At 63.8% G+C, this 16,525-nt stretch carries 19 protein-coding genes; 8 read left to right on the top strand and 11 right to left on the bottom strand.

Features of this window, described 5'->3' with window-relative positions; all coding sequences use genetic code 11:
- Window positions 1–73 precede the first annotated feature (73 nt).
- Complete coding sequence (locus BDK88_RS04580; protein WP_008013601.1) at window positions 74–304, bottom strand: hypothetical protein; 231 nt, start codon at window positions 302–304, stop codon at window positions 74–76.
- A gap of 117 nt (window positions 305–421) precedes the next feature.
- On the opposite strand from BDK88_RS04580, the gene BDK88_RS04575 reads away from it, so the two are divergent.
- From BDK88_RS04575 to BDK88_RS04565, 3 genes are all read left to right on the top strand, one after another.
- Window positions 422–1,099 carry a uracil-DNA glycosylase gene (locus BDK88_RS04575; RefSeq protein WP_130499802.1) on the top strand — a complete coding sequence of 226 codons (678 nt, stop codon included), beginning with the start codon at window positions 422–424 and terminating at the stop codon, window positions 1,097–1,099.
- Window positions 1,100–1,649: 550 nt separating this feature from the next.
- Window positions 1,650–2,069, top strand: a complete 420-nt coding sequence (locus BDK88_RS04570) for an HIT family protein (RefSeq protein ID WP_130499358.1) — start codon at window positions 1,650–1,652, stop codon at window positions 2,067–2,069.
- 83 nt (window positions 2,070–2,152) lie between these two features.
- Entirely contained in the window at window positions 2,153–2,356 is a 204-nt protein-coding gene (locus BDK88_RS04565; protein WP_130499357.1) for a hypothetical protein, read from the top strand.
- On the opposite strand, the gene BDK88_RS04560 is transcribed toward BDK88_RS04565, so the two are convergent.
- The 3 genes from BDK88_RS04560 to BDK88_RS04550 all read right to left on the bottom strand — a co-directional run bounded on the left by BDK88_RS04560 (window position 2,351) and on the right by BDK88_RS04550 (window position 5,375).
- A complete protein-coding gene (locus BDK88_RS04560) occupies window positions 2,351–3,355 on the bottom strand; it encodes an A24 family peptidase (RefSeq protein ID WP_130499801.1) in 1,005 nt (334 codons plus the stop codon). The two genes, BDK88_RS04565 and BDK88_RS04560, sit on opposite strands and share 6 nt — an antisense overlap.
- A 242-nt stretch (window positions 3,356–3,597) precedes the next feature.
- Window positions 3,598–3,987 (bottom strand): ferredoxin Fer, encoded by a 390-nt coding sequence (fer, locus tag BDK88_RS04555; protein ID WP_130499356.1) that lies wholly within the window; start codon window positions 3,985–3,987, stop codon window positions 3,598–3,600.
- Between the two features lie 206 nt (window positions 3,988–4,193).
- Window positions 4,194–5,375 (bottom strand): inorganic phosphate transporter, encoded by a 1,182-nt coding sequence (locus BDK88_RS04550; RefSeq protein ID WP_130499355.1) that lies wholly within the window; start codon window positions 5,373–5,375, stop codon window positions 4,194–4,196.
- Between the two features lie 318 nt (window positions 5,376–5,693).
- Between BDK88_RS04550 and BDK88_RS04545 the strand changes: the two genes are divergently transcribed.
- On the top strand, window positions 5,694–6,302 hold the full coding sequence (locus tag BDK88_RS04545) for a hypothetical protein (RefSeq protein ID WP_130499354.1): 609 nt from the start codon (window positions 5,694–5,696) through the stop codon (window positions 6,300–6,302).
- A 102-nt stretch (window positions 6,303–6,404) separates the two neighbouring features.
- Here BDK88_RS04545 and BDK88_RS04540 read toward each other — a convergent pair whose 3' ends face one another.
- The 3 genes from BDK88_RS04540 to BDK88_RS04530 all read right to left on the bottom strand — a co-directional run bounded on the left by BDK88_RS04540 (window position 6,405) and on the right by BDK88_RS04530 (window position 10,025).
- Entirely contained in the window at window positions 6,405–6,833 is a 429-nt protein-coding gene (locus BDK88_RS04540) for a universal stress protein (protein ID WP_130499353.1), read from the bottom strand.
- Between the two features lie 36 nt (window positions 6,834–6,869).
- Window positions 6,870–8,048 carry an inorganic phosphate transporter gene (locus BDK88_RS04535; RefSeq protein ID WP_130499800.1) on the bottom strand — a complete coding sequence of 393 codons (1,179 nt, stop codon included), beginning with the start codon at window positions 8,046–8,048 and terminating at the stop codon, window positions 6,870–6,872.
- A gap of 114 nt (window positions 8,049–8,162) precedes the next feature.
- A complete protein-coding gene (locus BDK88_RS04530) occupies window positions 8,163–10,025 on the bottom strand; it encodes an SLC13 family permease (protein WP_130499352.1) in 1,863 nt (620 codons plus the stop codon).
- A gap of 117 nt (window positions 10,026–10,142) precedes the next feature.
- Here BDK88_RS04530 and hisA point away from each other — a divergent pair, with 117 nt between their 5' ends.
- On the top strand, window positions 10,143–10,895 hold the full coding sequence (hisA, locus tag BDK88_RS04525; RefSeq protein WP_130499799.1) for a 1-(5-phosphoribosyl)-5-[(5-phosphoribosylamino)methylideneamino]imidazole-4-carboxamide isomerase: 753 nt from the start codon (window positions 10,143–10,145) through the stop codon (window positions 10,893–10,895).
- Between the two features lie 80 nt (window positions 10,896–10,975).
- Here the strand turns inward: hisA and BDK88_RS04520 are convergent, their stop codons facing one another.
- Together BDK88_RS04520 and BDK88_RS04515 are read right to left on the bottom strand one after the other, a co-directional pair.
- A complete protein-coding gene (locus BDK88_RS04520) occupies window positions 10,976–12,472 on the bottom strand; it encodes a TrkH family potassium uptake protein (protein WP_130499351.1) in 1,497 nt (498 codons plus the stop codon).
- 214 nt (window positions 12,473–12,686) lie between these two features.
- Window positions 12,687–12,953, bottom strand: a complete 267-nt coding sequence (locus tag BDK88_RS04515) for a hypothetical protein (protein WP_092933426.1) — start codon at window positions 12,951–12,953, stop codon at window positions 12,687–12,689.
- A 265-nt stretch (window positions 12,954–13,218) separates the two neighbouring features.
- Here BDK88_RS04515 and hisB point away from each other — a divergent pair, with 265 nt between their 5' ends.
- Window positions 13,219–13,806, top strand: coding sequence for an imidazoleglycerol-phosphate dehydratase HisB (hisB, locus tag BDK88_RS04510; RefSeq protein WP_130499350.1), 588 nt, complete (start codon window positions 13,219–13,221; stop codon window positions 13,804–13,806).
- Between the two features lie 21 nt (window positions 13,807–13,827).
- Here the strand turns inward: hisB and BDK88_RS04505 are convergent, their stop codons facing one another.
- Window positions 13,828–14,559 carry a hypothetical protein gene (locus tag BDK88_RS04505; RefSeq protein WP_130499349.1) on the bottom strand — a complete coding sequence of 244 codons (732 nt, stop codon included), beginning with the start codon at window positions 14,557–14,559 and terminating at the stop codon, window positions 13,828–13,830.
- Window positions 14,560–14,710: 151 nt separating this feature from the next.
- Between BDK88_RS04505 and BDK88_RS04500 the strand changes: the two genes are divergently transcribed.
- Window positions 14,711–15,214 (top strand): amino acid-binding protein, encoded by a 504-nt coding sequence (locus tag BDK88_RS04500; RefSeq protein ID WP_130499348.1) that lies wholly within the window; start codon window positions 14,711–14,713, stop codon window positions 15,212–15,214.
- A gap of 94 nt (window positions 15,215–15,308) precedes the next feature.
- Here the strand turns inward: BDK88_RS04500 and BDK88_RS04495 are convergent, their stop codons facing one another.
- Window positions 15,309–15,719, bottom strand: coding sequence for a DUF7522 family protein (locus BDK88_RS04495; protein WP_130499347.1), 411 nt, complete (start codon window positions 15,717–15,719; stop codon window positions 15,309–15,311).
- Between the two features lie 178 nt (window positions 15,720–15,897).
- Here BDK88_RS04495 and BDK88_RS04490 point away from each other — a divergent pair, with 178 nt between their 5' ends.
- Window positions 15,898–16,512: an IMPACT family protein gene (locus BDK88_RS04490; protein WP_130499346.1), complete on the top strand. Its 615-nt coding sequence runs from the start codon at window positions 15,898–15,900 to the stop codon at window positions 16,510–16,512.
- Window positions 16,513–16,525: the final 13 nt, after the last annotated feature.

The following is a 16,525-nucleotide window of genomic DNA, read 5'->3' as shown; positions in this document are numbered from 1 at the left end:
CAGTAAAGAGGAATCGATATTGCGGGTTCCGCCGCGCCCCGCTGGTCAATACACAAAACCGAATCGCGACCGCTTAGACGTATTCCGCGAGAACCTTCTTATAGCCAAGCCCGTACACGCCCGCATAGAGCATGACGCCGCCCAGGGCAGCCAGCCACAGCGCGATCATCGCCTCGCCAGCGCCGAGATGCTGGAGACTGGCCTGTTCGACGAGTGCACCGCCAACCGTCAACACGCCAGCGACGACGGTGTAGACGAGCAGCGAGAGTGATTCCGTGAGCAGTTCCGGACCGATCGATGTCATTAGCACGCAGGTAGCCACCCAGCCAAGGTAAACCTGTCCCCTCGCGTGCGACGCGATCACACGACCGGGTCGCGCCGAACCGACTTCCATTACTGCCTCGGGAACGGACGCTTGAGCGTGCCCGCGTCCGACGCTAACACCAACGGCGACGCCGACTCGGCAGCCGGCGAGCCTGCCTATCCAACCACTCGCAACGTTCTCGAGGCAGACTGCACGCGTTGTCCCGCCCTCGCCGACGCTCGCGAGTGCATTTCGTGGGGGACCGGCGATCGCGACGCCGACATCGTCGTCGTCGGCGAGGCACCCGGCTACGGGAACCCAGACGCGGAGCGATGGCGAGGCGGCAACTGGACCGGCAAGGCCTACACCTCACAGCATTCTGGGCGGCGCATTCGCCGGCTGCTCGAGCGACTCGGCTACGATAATGCCTACTACACGAACGCGGTGAAATGCTTCCCAGCCGATCCGGACGATCCAACGACGAACCGCGAACCAACCGGCGAGGAGCGGGCCACGTGCCGAGCTCACCTGTTGACTGAACTCGCCAACGTTGATCCGACGGTCGTGCTCGCGACCGGCAAACACGCGACGACGAGCGTCCTCGCCGCTGAGGGACGAGACCTCGAGGGCTTTCTCGATAGCGTGCTCGAGCCGGTGTGGTGCGCGCGCCTCGACGTGTGGCTCGTACCGATTCTTCATCCGTCGTACCAGGACGTCTGGATCGGCCGACTGGGATACGAGCCCAGGGAGTACCGTACGGCGATCGGCGAGACGATCGACGGGCTGTGTGCGTGATCGTCTCCGCCCGCTCCCAGCCCCGATTCCTCGCGCCTCGAGTCGTGCTAGCCGTCATATCAAGCATATAATCGTCTCTAGAGTCCTCACTCGCAATGGTATCATACGACAGGTGGATTTAATATACCGTCATGCGGTACCACATGCCATGTCTTCCAGCGAAAAGTTCGCGCGAACGGCCTACACCTGCCCGGAATGTGCTGGCAAGCTCATAAATCATCGGCACACGTTCGAATGTCGGACATGTGGATACACGCCGTTTCGCATGACCTGATACGGACTGCTATCATACGGACTACTGTCAGTCAGTGCCGGTGCAACCGCGACCCGCACTGCGGTTGCACCGGGACATCGGGACAGCAGACCGTATCAGTCGTTTCCGGCGCACCCCGTCGTGCGGTTGTGCCGGGACATGGGTATTGCAACCCGTATGAGACCTCGAGACGAGTCCGCAGCTACTCGATCGCGTCTCGACGACCGTCGCCAGCGGTAAGCGAGTCTCGAGCGCGCTCGGGAAACCTTCATACGATGAGGCGACACACACTGGCGTATGAGTACGATCTTCAGTCAGATCGTCGAGGGAGAGATCCCAGCGCGAATCGTCTACGAAGACGAGACCACGGTCGCGTTTTTGGACGCGAATCCGCTGGCCCCCGGACACACGCTGGTGATTCCGAAAGACGAGTACGAACGGGTCAACGACGTGCCAGCAGACGTCGCAACGGATCTCTATGCGACCATCCACCGCATGGTCCCCGCCGTTGAGGACGCCGTCGATGCCGACGCGACGACCGTCGCGTTCAACAACGGCGAGGCCGCAGGTCAGGAAGTGCCCCACGTTCACTGCCACATCGTCCCCCGCTTCGAGGACGACGACGGCGGTCCCATCCACGCCATGTTCGGCCAGCGACCCGACCTCGCTGACGACGAACTCGACGACATCGCCGCCGACATCGAGTCTCGAGCCTGAATTAGTCACGCTCGTCAGCGTTTGCGATCGGATCGATACACAAGTGCCGTGACGTTTTTACCCTCCGACTGGACATATCGCGTATGGCTCTCGCCGATCTAATCGCCACGGCCCTCGAGCTGGGCAGCGTCCTCGTCTCGTGTCTGCTCTTTGCGGGGACGTTCCTCCTCCTTGCGAGTGGGCCCCCGGCCGGTAGCGGCGAGCCGTGGCTGGCGTTGATCGGCGTCGGAACGGCGTTCGTGCTCGTCTGGACGGTGTTCGTCCCGCTGTACGAGCGCACATTATAGCAGCGTCCCCAGTAACAGATCGCCATAGCCCAGCGCGATCACCAGTCCAGCGAATACCGGCACGAGAAACGGCGTGCCTGGCGAGATCCAGACCGTCTCTTGGGTCACGAGCACCTCGAGTCCATCCCGAAGCGTCTCCGGTGTCGTCCCATACGCCGAACCGTCGATGTCGTCGAGAAAGGCCGCGGCACCCCACGGATCGTCGTCGACGGCGGTCGTCGAGGCTCTGTCGTTTTCGGACTCGAGCGTCCCGCCATCGCCACGAACCGAGACGTCCGCGCTTACGGCCCCGTCGGTCGGCGGATTCGGCTCCGCGGGTAGCGTCGCCGGATCGCGGTACCGATCGGGGTGGTCACGCAGGTCCGCAAGCGAGAGGCCACGCCAGCGGAGGTACATCCGCAGGGCATCGAGGTCGAGTCCACGACGGGTACGCCCCGTCGGTGTCTCGAGCAGACTCCCATGCGTCTCCGGAATCCGCTCCCACGAAATCGGCCAGCCGATGACCATCACTGGCGCGAACCGTCCTGCAGCGGCGTTGCGGACGGCGATGGCGAGCGGGAGTATTACCCCGACGAGAACGGCATTGGTCAGGATCGTAAACGAGAACGCCCCGAGTGGTGGTGTCTCGAGCGGGACCGTCCACGACCCGAGCGTATACTCGGGAAACGTCGGGAAGCAGACGGCGAGCACGAGCAGTGCCTTCGCGTCGGCCCCGCCGAAGCCGCCGATCCACCAGAACAGGTAGGCGATCGGAACGACCAGCCCCAGACTGATCGCTGTCGGCAACAGGAACTCATAGGTCCACGCGTACTGGCCGGTGTTCCAGGCAATCCAGCCATCCCAGACCAACACCGCGGTCCCGAGGAGGGACAGCGGGATCCAGACGCTACTCGAGATCCGTCTGGTCGCGAGGTCGCGGACAGCGGTCCAGGCAAAGACCGGGACGACAAGCAGTCGGAGGAGATCCGGACCCATCGCCACGGTGCCAGCGAGCGTCACGTACGGCACTCTCGAGCGCGGTGCCGTTACGTTTTCGGCCTGTCGGGAACGCACCAGTCGTTACACACTTCCATCCCAACCGGAGTGGCTCGCAACCGCGATTCGGCGATCAGAGACGCAGTGATGATCGTCACCGCACGGGTGCGGTTAAATAACGAGACGACAGGCTAAGCAGTAGGACTCAGTGAACAAGAAACTACCCCGACCGCGGGGCAGCCGTCACGCGACGCGGTGCGTGCCGTTTAAATGACGCGGTTCTGCAGGTAGTCGAGGTGCTTTGCGTTGTAGACGATCTTGACCTCGTCGGTCTCGGCCGAGCCGATGCAGGTCAGACGGACGTTCTTGTCCTCGACTTCCTCGTCGGAGAGGATCTGCTGCATGTCCATCTGGATCTCGCCTTCCTTGACGATCGCTGCACAGTTCGCACAGGCACCGGCGCGGCACGAGAACGGCCAGTCGTAGCCCTGCATCTCGGCCGCCTCGAGGATGTATTCGCCCTCGGCGACGTCGAGCGAGCCGTAGTCCTCCTCGTCGAGGCCAGCGTCAGCGGCCTGCTCGAAGAGGTCGTCGTCGTCCATGTCCCAGCCCTGGTCGTCCAGTACTTCGTAGTTGAGGTATTCTACCGTGGGCATCACTTCACGGTTCGAGCGCCGTACTGGTATAGCTTGCTGTTCAGACCTCAATCGTCTTTGAGTCAGGATCGATCGATTCGAACTCAAGACAGACAGGATTCGTTGACCAGGGGAGAGAAACGGGGAACTCTTCCCACGAACGGCCAGTCGAGCGAAACGATTGCCGGGTTCGGATGCACAGTGTCGATCACGTCGGCCGGCTCCGATCAGAACCCGAAGATCGGCAGGAACCGGAACGTCAGATAGGCACCGACCGTCGAGATCGCCGGCACGACGTTTTGCATGAGGATGACGCGGGCAGTCGTCGAGGGATCGAACAGGTCCGACGCCTGCGGGATGTCTTCGGGTTCCTCCTCGCCGATTTCGGGAGAGCGTTCGCCCTCCTCTTCGGCGGTCAGCGCACCGACCGAGACGCGGGTCTCCTCGCCGGCACGGACGCCGGACAGCGTCGTCGTTCGGGTGGCCCGGCCCCAGCCCAGGCCGACGATGCTCATGGTCGCGATGACGACGAAACTCGCCGGGACGCCGATCGACGAGAGGCCGATGACGATCCCCGAGCTGATGACGGCGACGACGATCGCCGCCGTCAGCGGGAGGTTCGTGATGTCGTTGCCGAGCGTATCGAGCGTGCGGCGGGCGATCGTAAAGCAACCGACGGCAACCGCTGCGGAGCCGATCAGGATCAGCGTCGTCATGTCGACGTCGCCGGTGCCGTAGATCGGCGCGATCGCGTTGGCGATGTTGCTCGTTCCCGAGGAAAAGCCCATCAGACAGCCGATGGCGACGACGGTCAGCGCACCGGTAATCTCCCGGCGGTCGGCGTCGACGCCGAACTGGAGCCGGGGGACGAGTCCCGATCGATTGATCGAGACCATCGGTCGGCCGCCCTCTTTCTCCTCGATGGCGACCCAGGCGTTGATCCGAGGGTAGAAGTATCGCCCGACCACGCCGGCCACCCAGAAGCCGACGATCGGCGCGACGACCCACCAGACGACGATCTCACCGAGTACGTCCCAGTTGAGTTCGCCGGTCGCCATCCCCAGTGCGGCGATCGCCCCGACCGCAGTCATCGATGTCGAGGCGGGGACACCCGCGTAGTTGCCGATGAATAGCGCGCCGCCGATAAAGAAGAGCACGGCGACGTTCGACCGCAGGGTAAAGATAGCGGTGTCGGTAACGAGTTCCTCGCCGAGCGTGGTGACGACCTTCGGGCCGATGGTGTAGGCACCGAGGAAGAAGAAAACCGACATCAGTCCGGCGGCCATCACCTTCGTGATCACGTTCGCGCCGACGGCCGGGCCGAACGCCGGGCCGGTCGTCGAGCCACCGATGTTGTAGCCGACGAAGATCGCGGTGAGGATCCCTACGATAAGCAGTACTTCCGTCACACATGGAACTCTACCGGTGTGACCGTAAAAATGGCTCTGTCTGCCGTGATCACCGATAGTCGCACCCGCGTCACCGCCATCGCTCGAGCGATCCAGTTCGCCCCGAAGTCGGCCGACCCGGTTCGAGACCGCCATCCTCGCGACTCCCAGCCAAAGAATTTCAACTGTACCTACCGTACGGTCCGGTATCATGTGCTTCGAGCAGGACTTCCGTCTCCGACGGAACCGACGAGACACACCCCTCGACGGCGCGGTGCGAACTGCGATCGGCCGACGCGCGGATCGCCTCGAGCCAGCCCAGCCGGGTGACGGTCGACGATGCTGAATCCGGCTCGCGTCGACGCGGTCATCGACCTCGCGTATGGCGCGTTGATCGTTCTCTCGATCGGCCTGATAGCGACGCTCGACACGTCCGTCGGGCTCGCGTTCGGTGTCGGGGTGTTCTCCTCGTACGTCCTGCACGTCGTTTGGAAGATGGCCCGGTTCGATCCGGACTGGATGACCAAAGCCGTCGAGGAGACGGTCGAGAAACAGGTCGAAGACGTCCAGACACAGGTCGAAGAAACCGTCGAACAGACTGTCGGCGAAACGGTCGAGGAACAGGTCGAAGACGTCCAGATACAGGTCGAAGAAACCGTCGAGCAGACTGTCGGCGAAACGGTCGAAGAACAGGTCGAAGACGTTCAGACACAGGTCGAAGAAACCGTCGAACAGACCGTCGGCGAAACGGTTGAGGAACAGGTCGAAGACGTTCAGACACAGGTCGAAGAAACCGTCGAGCAGACCGTCGGTGAAACGGTCGAAGAACAGGTCGAAGACGTCCAGACGAAGGTCGAGGCTATCAGCGAGCGGGTCGACCGCCGTCCTCGAGAGGACGAACTCGAGGAGATCATCGAGGAGTCGGTCGAGGACGAGTCGGAGACCTAGGGGCGCGAACGGACTCGAGACGTCACCGGACACCTGTCAATCGATTCCGGCGGGTCCACACCTCGGCATGGCTGGGCCGAGACACAGCGACAGCAGACCGTCTCAGCGGACGAGGGTCACCGGGACCGGTGACCGCTTCGAGACCGTCTCGGCGACGTTGCCGACCAGGAATTGGCGCGTCGCACGGGTCCAGTCTTTGCCGTGACTGCCGAGGACGATCGTGTCGTACTCCTCGGCACGGTCATTGATGTTTCGAGCCGGATGGCCGATGCCGACGACCGTTTCGATCTCGCGGTCGCGGTCGGCTGCGATCTCGCGAGCGCGTTCGAAGACCGGGTCGGCGCGCTCGGCTGCGGCTTCGTCTAGGTCGTCCTCGAGCGAGAGGCCAACCGCCTCGCCCATCATCATCGACGGGACGCCGACGACGTGTAGGACGGTGACTGCGGCGTCGGGATGGTTGTCGAGGGCGTACTCGAGGGCGTGGCCGGCGTGTTCGGAGTCGTCCATCGGAACCAGAATCTTCGAGAGCATGCACGGAGTTACGCTCTCGAGCGATGTAAGTTTCCGTCAGGCGACACCCGGGAGGATCGAGAAGAACCCGTACGCGAGGATCGTCGACATCGACGGGCCGATGATCCACATCGAGACGTACTTGATGATCGCGCGGGGGTTGAAGAGATCCTCGCCGCGAAGCACGGCTTCTGTCTCGGGCTCGCCGATTTCGGGTGCCGTCTCGCCTGCCTTCTCTTCGGCGACGATGGCACCCAACTCGATCTCGGGGTTCTCGACGTCGCGGGTGACCGCCTCGCGGACCGTGATCGGACGGGTCGCCCGGCCCCAGCCGATGCCGACGATCGTCATCACCGTCGCCATCACGAGGCTGATCGGGATGCCGGCCCACGAGAGCAGCGTCGTGATCGTGGACGCGGTCACCATGACGAACAGCGCCGCGAGTAGTGGGATGTCGCTCAGTTCGCCGCCGACGGAGTCCATCGTTCGCCGCGCGATGGTGAAGCCGCCGAGGCCGATCGCGAGCGTAGCGAGGATGATCGCGGTGTCGGCATCCAGTCCGCTGGCGGTCCCGACCAGCGGTGCGGCGGCGTTCGGGACGTTGCTCGCGCCGGCACTGAACGCCATGTAACAGCCGATCACGAGAACGACGAACGTCGTGACGAACTCCTGTCCCGTCGTATTCGGGCCCAGTGTCGGCGTCGGAACCGCGCCACGCCGATCGAGACGCAGCAACGGTCCTTCTGACTTCTCGATGTTCACTCGTCGATTGACCCACGAATAGATGTAGCGGCCGATCAGCACGCCGACCCAGAGGCCGATAATCGGCGTCACGATCCACCAGGAGACGATCCCCGCGACCGTCTCGTAATTGAGCGTTCCGGTCGCCAGTCCGAGGCCGGCGATCGCGCCGACGGTCGTCATCGACGTCGGGACGGGGACGCCGAAGACGTTGGCGATGAGCATCCCTAAGCCGATAAAAAAGAGCACAGCGACGCCGGCCGTCAGGGTGAGATCCGTCGTGATGATCCCCTCGCTGAGCGTGTCCATCACGTTCCGACCGACGGTCCAGCCCCCGAAGAAGACGAAGAACGTCATGACTGCCGCCGCCGTCGTCTTCGTGACGATCCCGGCACCGACGGACGGTCCCCACGTGATCCCCGTCGACGACCCGCCGATGTTGAAGCCAACGAAAATCGACGCGACGACTCCGACCAACAGCACGGTTTCGACCATCGGCCGACAGTACACCGCTGCTCGTAAAATAAGTGTTGCCATCATCTGACACATTACCATAATTACACGAGTGTCTCAGAGCCTCGAGCGCTGCGACGGGTCGACCAAAGACGCTCACACCCCCCAGAAGGCGGCGATCCCGAGTACGGTGACGATCGACAGCACCAACTGCAGCGGCGCACCGATCCGCGCATAGTCGCTGAACCGATAGCCGCCGGGGCCGTAGACAAAGAGGTTCGTCTGGTAGCCGATCGGACCGAGAAAGGCGGTGCTCGCGGCGAAGGTCACCGCCAGCACGAACGCGAACGGGTTTGCGCCGATGCCCGTCGCCGCGGCCGCCGCGACCGGAAGCAGGAGGACGACGCTGGCGTTGTTGCTGATAACCTCCGTGAGCAGCCCGGTCAGAACGTAGAACAGCCACAGCACGACGATCGTCGGCAGGAACCCCGCCGACTGGACGACCAGCCAGGCGAGATACGCCGCGCCACCGGTCTGCTCGAGCGCGATCCCCAATGGAATCACACCAGCAAGCAGAAAGATGATGTCCCACTCGACGGCGTCGTAGAGCTCGTTGGGCTCTAAGACGCCGGTAACGACCATCGCGACGACGCCCGCGAGCGCGGCCACAAGGATCGGGTAGAGCTCGAGAGCGGCGACGGCGACAACGCCGATCATGATGGCGACCGCGATCGGGGCTTTGTCCGCGCGATAGTCGGGTCGGGGTGGCTCGCGCGCGACGATCACGTCATCACGGCGGGCGAGGCGATCGAGCGTGTCCGGTGGTGCTTGGACGAGCAACGTGTCACCGACATCGAGGTGCGTACCGACGATGCGCTCGCCGACGAGTTCGCCGTGGTGGCGAAGCCCGAGGACGGCTGCGTTGAACTCCTCGCGGAAGCGTTCGGGGTCGAGCCGTTCACCGACGAGCCGCGAGTCGAGCGAGACGACCAGTTCCGTGATGATGCCCGCTTCAGCCGGCGCTGCGAGGTCGTCGACGGCGGTTGCGCGACCGACCGGTTCGACGCCCTCGATGGCCTCGAGCGTCGCGATAGCATCGCGGTCGGTCCGAACGACGAGGACGTCGCCTTCTGCCAGTCGGGTCGCCTGCCGGGGCGCGACCGATCGGGCCTCGTCATGGACGACCTGAACGATGTCGACATCGGACCCGAGGAGGGCGGTCGCCTCGCGGACCGTCTGGCCGACCAGCGGGGAACCCGGTACGACGGCGACGTCGGCGACGTAATCTTCGACGTCGTACGCCTCGAGGTAGTCCGCCCGCGGCGGGACGCGCTCGGGAAGCAGGTAGTGGCCGACGAAGATCAGATACAGCGACCCGACGAGGACGACGATTATGCCGAGTTTCGTGAACTCGAACATCGAGAACCGGTGCAGTTCGGGGTACTGGGAGCCGAGGCGTGCGCTGACGTCGCTGGCGAGGATGTTCGTCGAGGTACCGACCAGCGTGAGCATCCCGCCCATCTGTGAGGCGTACGACAGCGGGATGAGCAGCTTCGATGGCGACGTGTTCCCGCGGTTCGCGACGTCGGTGACGACCGGTACCAGCAGGGCGACCACCGGCGTATTATTCAAAAAGCCCGACACGGGGCCGGTCGCGGCGACGGTCGCGAACAGTTGTCTGCGAAGGCTGTCGCCCGCGAACCCAGCCATCCGCCGTCCGAGTTCTTGGACGAGGCCGGTTCGGCTGATGCCACCGCTCAAGATGAGCATCGCCAGCACGGTGATCGTCGCCTCGTTCGCAAAGCCCGAGATGCCGGTCGCGGGATCGACGCCCGTCCAGGGCTCGAGCACGACCAAGATCACGATCAGCAGGATCGCAGTCACGTCGATCGGCAACCGCTCGGTGAGAAAGAGCACGAGCGCGAGGCCGACGACGCCAAAGACGACGAGCGCGTCCGTCGTCAAGTCGGGTTGAGAGACAGTCGTCTGTGCGATAAAATCGCACGCCGACACCGGCATAGGGCGACCGACACCGACCACACTTGTAACGATTCTGCCGAGAGTGAGGACAGTGTCGTGGCGATGGCGGTCGGCGAAACCGTCGCCTTTACTCGCGCCGGCCTCGCGCACTCGAGTATGCACACCGACGCCGACGACGCGCGCGAAGAGTTCGAGGTGATCCCAGCGGTCGACATTCAGGACGGCGAGGTCGTCCAACTCGTTCAGGGGGAACGTGGCACCGAGAAGACCTACGGCGAGCCCGTCGAGGCCGCCCAGCGGTGGATCGACGCCGGTGCCGAGACGCTGCATCTCGTCGACCTCGACGGCGCGTTCGAGGGCGAGCGCGCGAACGCCGACGCCATCGATGCGGTCATCGACGCCGTCGACGTGCCGACCCAACTGGGTGGCGGGATCCGCACCGCCGACGACGCGATTGATCTCCTCGAGCGCGGCGTCGACCGGGTCATCCTCGGCACTGCAGCGGTCGAAAACCCAGACATCGTCGCCGAGATCAGCGAGGAATATCCCGACAGCGTCGTCGTCAGCCTCGACGCAAAAGACGGCGAAGTCGTCGTCGAAGGGTGGACCGAAGGGGCGGGGATTTCGCCGGTCGAGGCCGCCGAACACTACGACGATCTCGGGGCCGCCGCGATCCTCTTTACGAACGTCGACGTCGAGGGACAACTCGAGGGCGTCGCGACCGAGCCCGTCCGCAAGCTGGTCGACGCGACCGACATCCCGGTGATCGCCAGCGGCGGTGTCGCGACGCTCGAGGACGTCCGAGCGCTTGCAGAGACCGGTGCCGCCGCAGTCGTCGTCGGCAGCGCGCTGTACGAAGGTGCGTTCACGCTCGCCGACGCACAGGCTGCGATCGAGGAAGACGACTAGACGGGACTGGCGACTCGAGCAGGACGCTTCGCTCAGTGGTCGCAGTGCAACCGTGAGCGGACCATCTACAGCCCCGGCGTTTAGCGCTCCCAGAACTCGGGGGTCAACAGGACGAGCACGGGGACGATTTCGATGCGACCGATCCACATCATGACGATCATCACGGTTCGGGTCAGCGGCGAGAACGCGAGGTAGTTGTCGAACGGACCGGCGACGCCGAACGCGGGACCGATGTTGAGGAAGATCGAGGCGGCCGCCCCGAGCGCGTCGAACTCGTTGACCGGGGAGCCGACGCGGGCGGCATCGACGACAATGACGACTGTCAACAGGAAGAAGATGACCAGCGCGAGGGTGACGTACGTGAAGACGTCACGGACAGTCTCCTCGTTGACCACCGTCTCGTCGAGTCGAAGCGGGCGAATGGCGTCCGGGTGAACGGCCAGAAACAGGTTTCGGCGGAACGCCTTGAGGACCACCAGCCAGCGCAGCGACTTGATCGAACACGTCGTCGAGCCGGCCATCCCGCCGGTGAACATACACAGAAACAGCATGTGCTTTGCACCGGGCGACCAGAGATCGAAGTTCGCCGAGGCATACCCCGTCGTCGTCACCATCGACACCACGTTGAACAAGCCATGACGGATCGTCGGCTCGAGCCCCATCGCAATATCGGGATCGAGCGCGAGGGTGACGATGACGATCGTCGTGACTGACGCGAGGATGCCGATATAAAACCGGAACTCGGCGGACTCGAGCGGCCGACGGAGATCGCCCTGCGTGACGGCATACAGGACCACGAAGTTGGTCGCGCCGACGATCATGACGGGGATGAGCGTCCACTGGACGAGCGGCGAGAACGCGCCGATGCTGTCGGGCTGTGGCGAGAAGCCAGCAGTCGAGACGCTGGTCAGGGCGTGTGCGACGGCGTTGTAGAGGTCCATCTCGGGTGCGAGGCCGGCGAGGTGAAAGGCAAAGAGAACGACCGTCGTCAGGACCGTCAATCCGACGTACAGTCCCCAGATGAGACGAGCCGTCTGGTCGAGGTGGGGATGGAGTTTGTGGACGCTTCGAGTCTGGGTTTCGGTCTCCATCAGCTGGGCACCGCCGACGAGCAGATGTGAGAACAGGCCGATCGCGACGATCAGGATGCCGAGGCCGCCGAGCCACTGGAGGAGCGCCCGCCAGAGCAAGAGCGCTCGGGAGTGAACCCCAAAATCAGCGATCACGGTCGCGCCAGTCGTCGTCACGCCGCTCATGCTCTCGAAAACGGCGTTGACCGGCCGTGCGAACACGCCCGTCCCCGCGATGAGAAACGGAATCGCCCCGACCAGCGCGACGCCGAGCCACGTCAGCGCAACCATCAAAAAGGCCTCCCGCTGGTCGATCTCGCGGTCGTCAGTCAGTGACTCAAGGCCGGTCCCAAGGACGACGGTGACGGCGAACATGACAAGAAACGGTAGCGGATCGTCCCCGTCGACGATGGCGAGGGCAAGCGGCGCGACCGTCGGGACCGAGAGCCACTTGAGGACCGTCCCGGCGAGGCTACAACTCGAGCGCCAATCGACGCGAAGCGCCATCTATCGACATGTCAACGGCGGGCAGGATAACAGTTCGGAGTGAGGAGACGACGCAATGGACGGCTGTCACTGGGTTCCGACACAGCCGAGGCTGATACGGGTTCCTGTCACTGGTTCTCGTTCATCTGCGGAACGGTCGCGGTCGGCCGGTAAATCGTTCCACCAGACCGTATGAGTCGGTGACCCGGTCGGCACTGACTAAGAGACGACCGGCTCACTCCTGTTTGTATCCGTGACCGACGTAGAGAGCGAAGACGTTGGCGGCGAGCAAGAGGAAAAATGCCAGCGTCACGTCGGGATCACCGAGCCCCTGTGTGAGCAGCGGGAGATGGACGAACGGGAGCGCGATCGCGGCCCAGAACGAGAGAAACTGCGTTGGGCCCTTGAGCGAACGGAGGATCCAGTTCGACCGATCGCGCTTGGCCTCCGGCTCAGGGCTCGACGGGGCGATCGAGTCGTTCGAAACGGGGGAGTTTGACATCGGGACGGAGCACCTCTTCTTGAACACACCATTCACCACAGGGCCCATATAACGGGTCGAAGATTGGCTCGGTTTCGGTCCGTTTTACGTGAATGTTGTAATCAGGGTAATGTTTTTATACCGTGTAAGAAGCGTCAAGACATTTTATAACTGATTTTGAGAGAGTTTCTTGGATTCGTGTCGAACAGAGAAGAGAAGAGGTTCGAACTGGTGTCGCTGGGCAGCGAGCGCAACCGCCTTGTACCGGGGACGGTATGCGTTCGACATGAGCGAGCGAACGGCGACCCGCACGCGCGAGACGGCCGAAACGTCGATCGAGTGTACGCTGACGATCGACGGGACCGGAACGGCCGCGATCGACACCGGCATTGGTTTCTTCGATCACATGCTGACGTCGTTCGCCAAACACGGTCTGTTCGATCTCGAGGTCGAGTGTGACGGCGACCTCGAGGTCGACGACCACCACACGGTCGAGGACGTGGCGATCGTCCTCGGCGAGGCGTTCGATGAGGCGCTGGGCGATCGCGCTGGGATCGTCCGGTACGCCGACCGGAAAGTCCCCCTCGACGAGGCCGTCGCAAGCGCCGTCGTCGACGTGAGCGGCCGGCCGCGCTTTTATTTCGACGGGACGTTCTCCCAGGAGCAGATCGGCGACTTTACCAGCGACATGGCGCGTCACTTCGGCGAGTCGCTGGCGATGAACGCCGGCTTGACGCTGCACCTCGCGGTCAGCGGGGAGAACGCCCACCACGAGGTCGAGGCGCTGTTCAAGGCGCTGACCCGGAGCCTCGACGATGCGACCCGAATCGACGAGCGACGGCAAGGAACGCCGAGCACGAAGGGCACGCTGTAGCGGCTCGCGACCGCCGATGTGTTACGGGCGGCGCAGCTCCCCTCGGTTTTCGACGAACTCGCCGTCCTCGATCGCGTACTCGACGATCGCTTCGGCTTCGTCGCTCTCGAGGTCGTAGGCTCCCGCAGCCAGTTCCTCGACGGCACGTCGTTGCATGGGGAACTCGCGGTTTCGGAGGAGTCGAATGACCTTGCGATAGGCCCGCGGCGGGCTCGCCGACGAGGGTGGCGTGTCGGCACTGTCGGTCGCGTCCGCACCGTCTGAGCCGGTGTCGTCCGGTTGCTCGTCGCGCTCGAGCGTGATACCGCCCTCGAGGTTCGGCGCGTCCGAATCGGCTTCGTTGGCGTTCGGATCGGACTCATCGGCGTCTGTGTCGGACGTGCTGGCGTCGGTATCGACCTCGTTGTCGGAAGGGTCTGCCGCTGACATGTCGTGAGCGGCCGTCTCGTCGGTGGGAACGTCCGTGACGGTCGCGTTCGAGTTCGCCGACGCGGAGCGAGACCGGGTCGTCGCGCTGTCGGCGGCGGTGACGACCGAATCGTGTGTGGGTGGGCTGTCGTCGGTCGCGTCGGAATCCGCGATCCCAAGGCGGACGAGCAGCGGTTCGAGCAGTGTCTCGAGTCGATCCCGGCAGTCTGGACAGCAGACGACGCGGCGTTGTTCGGCCTCCGTCGGCTCGAGTTCGGGCGGGACGATTTCGAACGTGCCGACGGCGTCGGCGGCACAGAAGTCACAGGTCCGAAGTTCGCGCATACTGACTGATCACGTGGCCGAGTTCTAAAAGCATCCGTCAGACGCCGGTGTCGACACGGGATCGGCTGTGGATCACGACCCGTCGCGGTGGGGCCACGCGCACGATCGATCGCCGGACATTATACCCACGCACTCGTAGAGGAGACAACGGATGTTCGACGAGATCATGGAGAAGTTCGAGGGGTCGCCAAGTCAGCAGGCCGTGATCCGCCTGCTGCTCGAGCGAGGGTTCTCCGTCAACGACGACGGGCGCGTCGTCTCTGGCGGCATCGAAATTCCGAACACGGGAATCGCTCGCGAGATCGGCATCGATCGACGGGTCGTCGACTCGACGACCGACGTCATCCTCGAGGATCCCGACCTCCGACGTATCTTCCAGAACATCTCGCAAGTGCCGAGTCTAATGGACCTTGCGCCAGTGCTCGACCTGACGGTGCTGACGATCACGCCCGACGACGCCGAACGAGAGGGAATCGTCGCCGAGGTAACGGGAACGCTCGCCGACAACGGGATCTCGATCCGCCAGACGATCAGCGAAGACCCCGAGTTCACCGATCAACCCCGACTCTACCTGATTACCGACGAGGAACTCCCGGGCGATGTCATCACCGAACTCCGCGACCTCGAATTCGTCCGGAAGATCGAGTTGCAGTAGCCGCCAGTCGCTCAGACGGTCTGCTGTCCCGATATCTCGGTGGGCCCGCAGTACGGGTTACGATTGCACCAGCACTGACTGACAGGAGTCCGTCTCAGTCGTCGGCAGCCTCGGCGTCGGCGACAGCCGCGAAGTCGGTGAGCACCGTCTCGAGCGCGCTCGTCAGTTCCTCGAAGCGGTCGATCGACATGGCGTCGGTCGTCACCCAAACGCCGTGTGGTCCCCGGATGACCCGCGAGAGGTAGCCGTTTTCGAACAGCCGAATCGTCGCCTGATAGTCACCGAGTTGCGTGTTGCGGTAGGCCGACTGCGAGTGAAAGCCCCGCCGTTCGTGGTCGGCAAAGCCGACGAGGTCGGCCGTTCGCTCCAGATCCGAGCGCAGATACAGTTGCTCGACGACGTCCTCAGTGAAGTACGTGATACTACGGAGTTCGTCGCCCACCGTCGTCCGGCAGACGCTTCGAAGCTCGTCCGCGAGTTGGGAATCGATCGCCTCGCTTTCCATATGCCCACACACCACATAGAGAAATAATAACGTACTGGTCGGGGCGAAACATACCTGGCGGCCCATCTGCAGCCGCCAGACGAGGGGACCGACGGGCTCTTTTCACCGGCCGGAAAAGTGTCGCTATGGCCAGTCTCGAGCGCCGACAGTGGGGAGCCGACTCGAGAGGTGAGCGGCAGTGAGCGACGCATATCTGACAGTCGCCGAGGCCGCCACTGCCGAGTTCGTCGTTCAGGGCTCGGAGTTTATCGGCCACGTCCGGCCGGTCGACTCCGTCGATGCTGCCGAGGCGTTCATCGACGCCATCAAAGCTGAGTACGCCGATGCGACCCACAACGTTCCCGCCTACCGCGTGCGGACCGGAGATGACGGCGAGGGGTACTTCCTCCGGGAGTACGCAAGCGACGAGGGCGAACCATCGGGCTCGGCCGGCAAACCGGCGCTGAACGTGCTCACCCAGCAGGAACTCGAGAACTGCGCGGTCGTCGTGACCCGCTACTACGGCGGCACGAACCTCGGCGTCGGTGGCCTCGTCCGGGCCTACTCCCGGGCGGTCAAAGAGGCCGTCGAGGCGGCGGGCGTCGTCGAAGAACAGCCACACGAGCAGCTGTCGATCACCGTCGAGTACGACGACTCGGGAACGGTTCGCTCGATTTTAGAAAGTGAGGGTCACGAGTTCGACGCCGACTACGAGGCCACAGTCACCTTCGACGTACGCGTCCCGCGCGCGGACGCAGAGGCGCTTCGTGATCGGGTTCGCAGTGCGACGAGCGGCCGGGCCGATCTCGAGTGAGCCGCGGCCACTC

The organism is Natrinema hispanicum (genome assembly GCF_004217335.1).
In the GTDB taxonomy this organism is placed as follows: Archaea; Halobacteriota; Halobacteria; order Halobacteriales; family Natrialbaceae; genus Natrinema; species Natrinema hispanicum.
The sequence above is the reverse complement of the archived record's forward strand: the minus strand, read 5'-3'. Positions and strand labels throughout refer to the sequence as shown.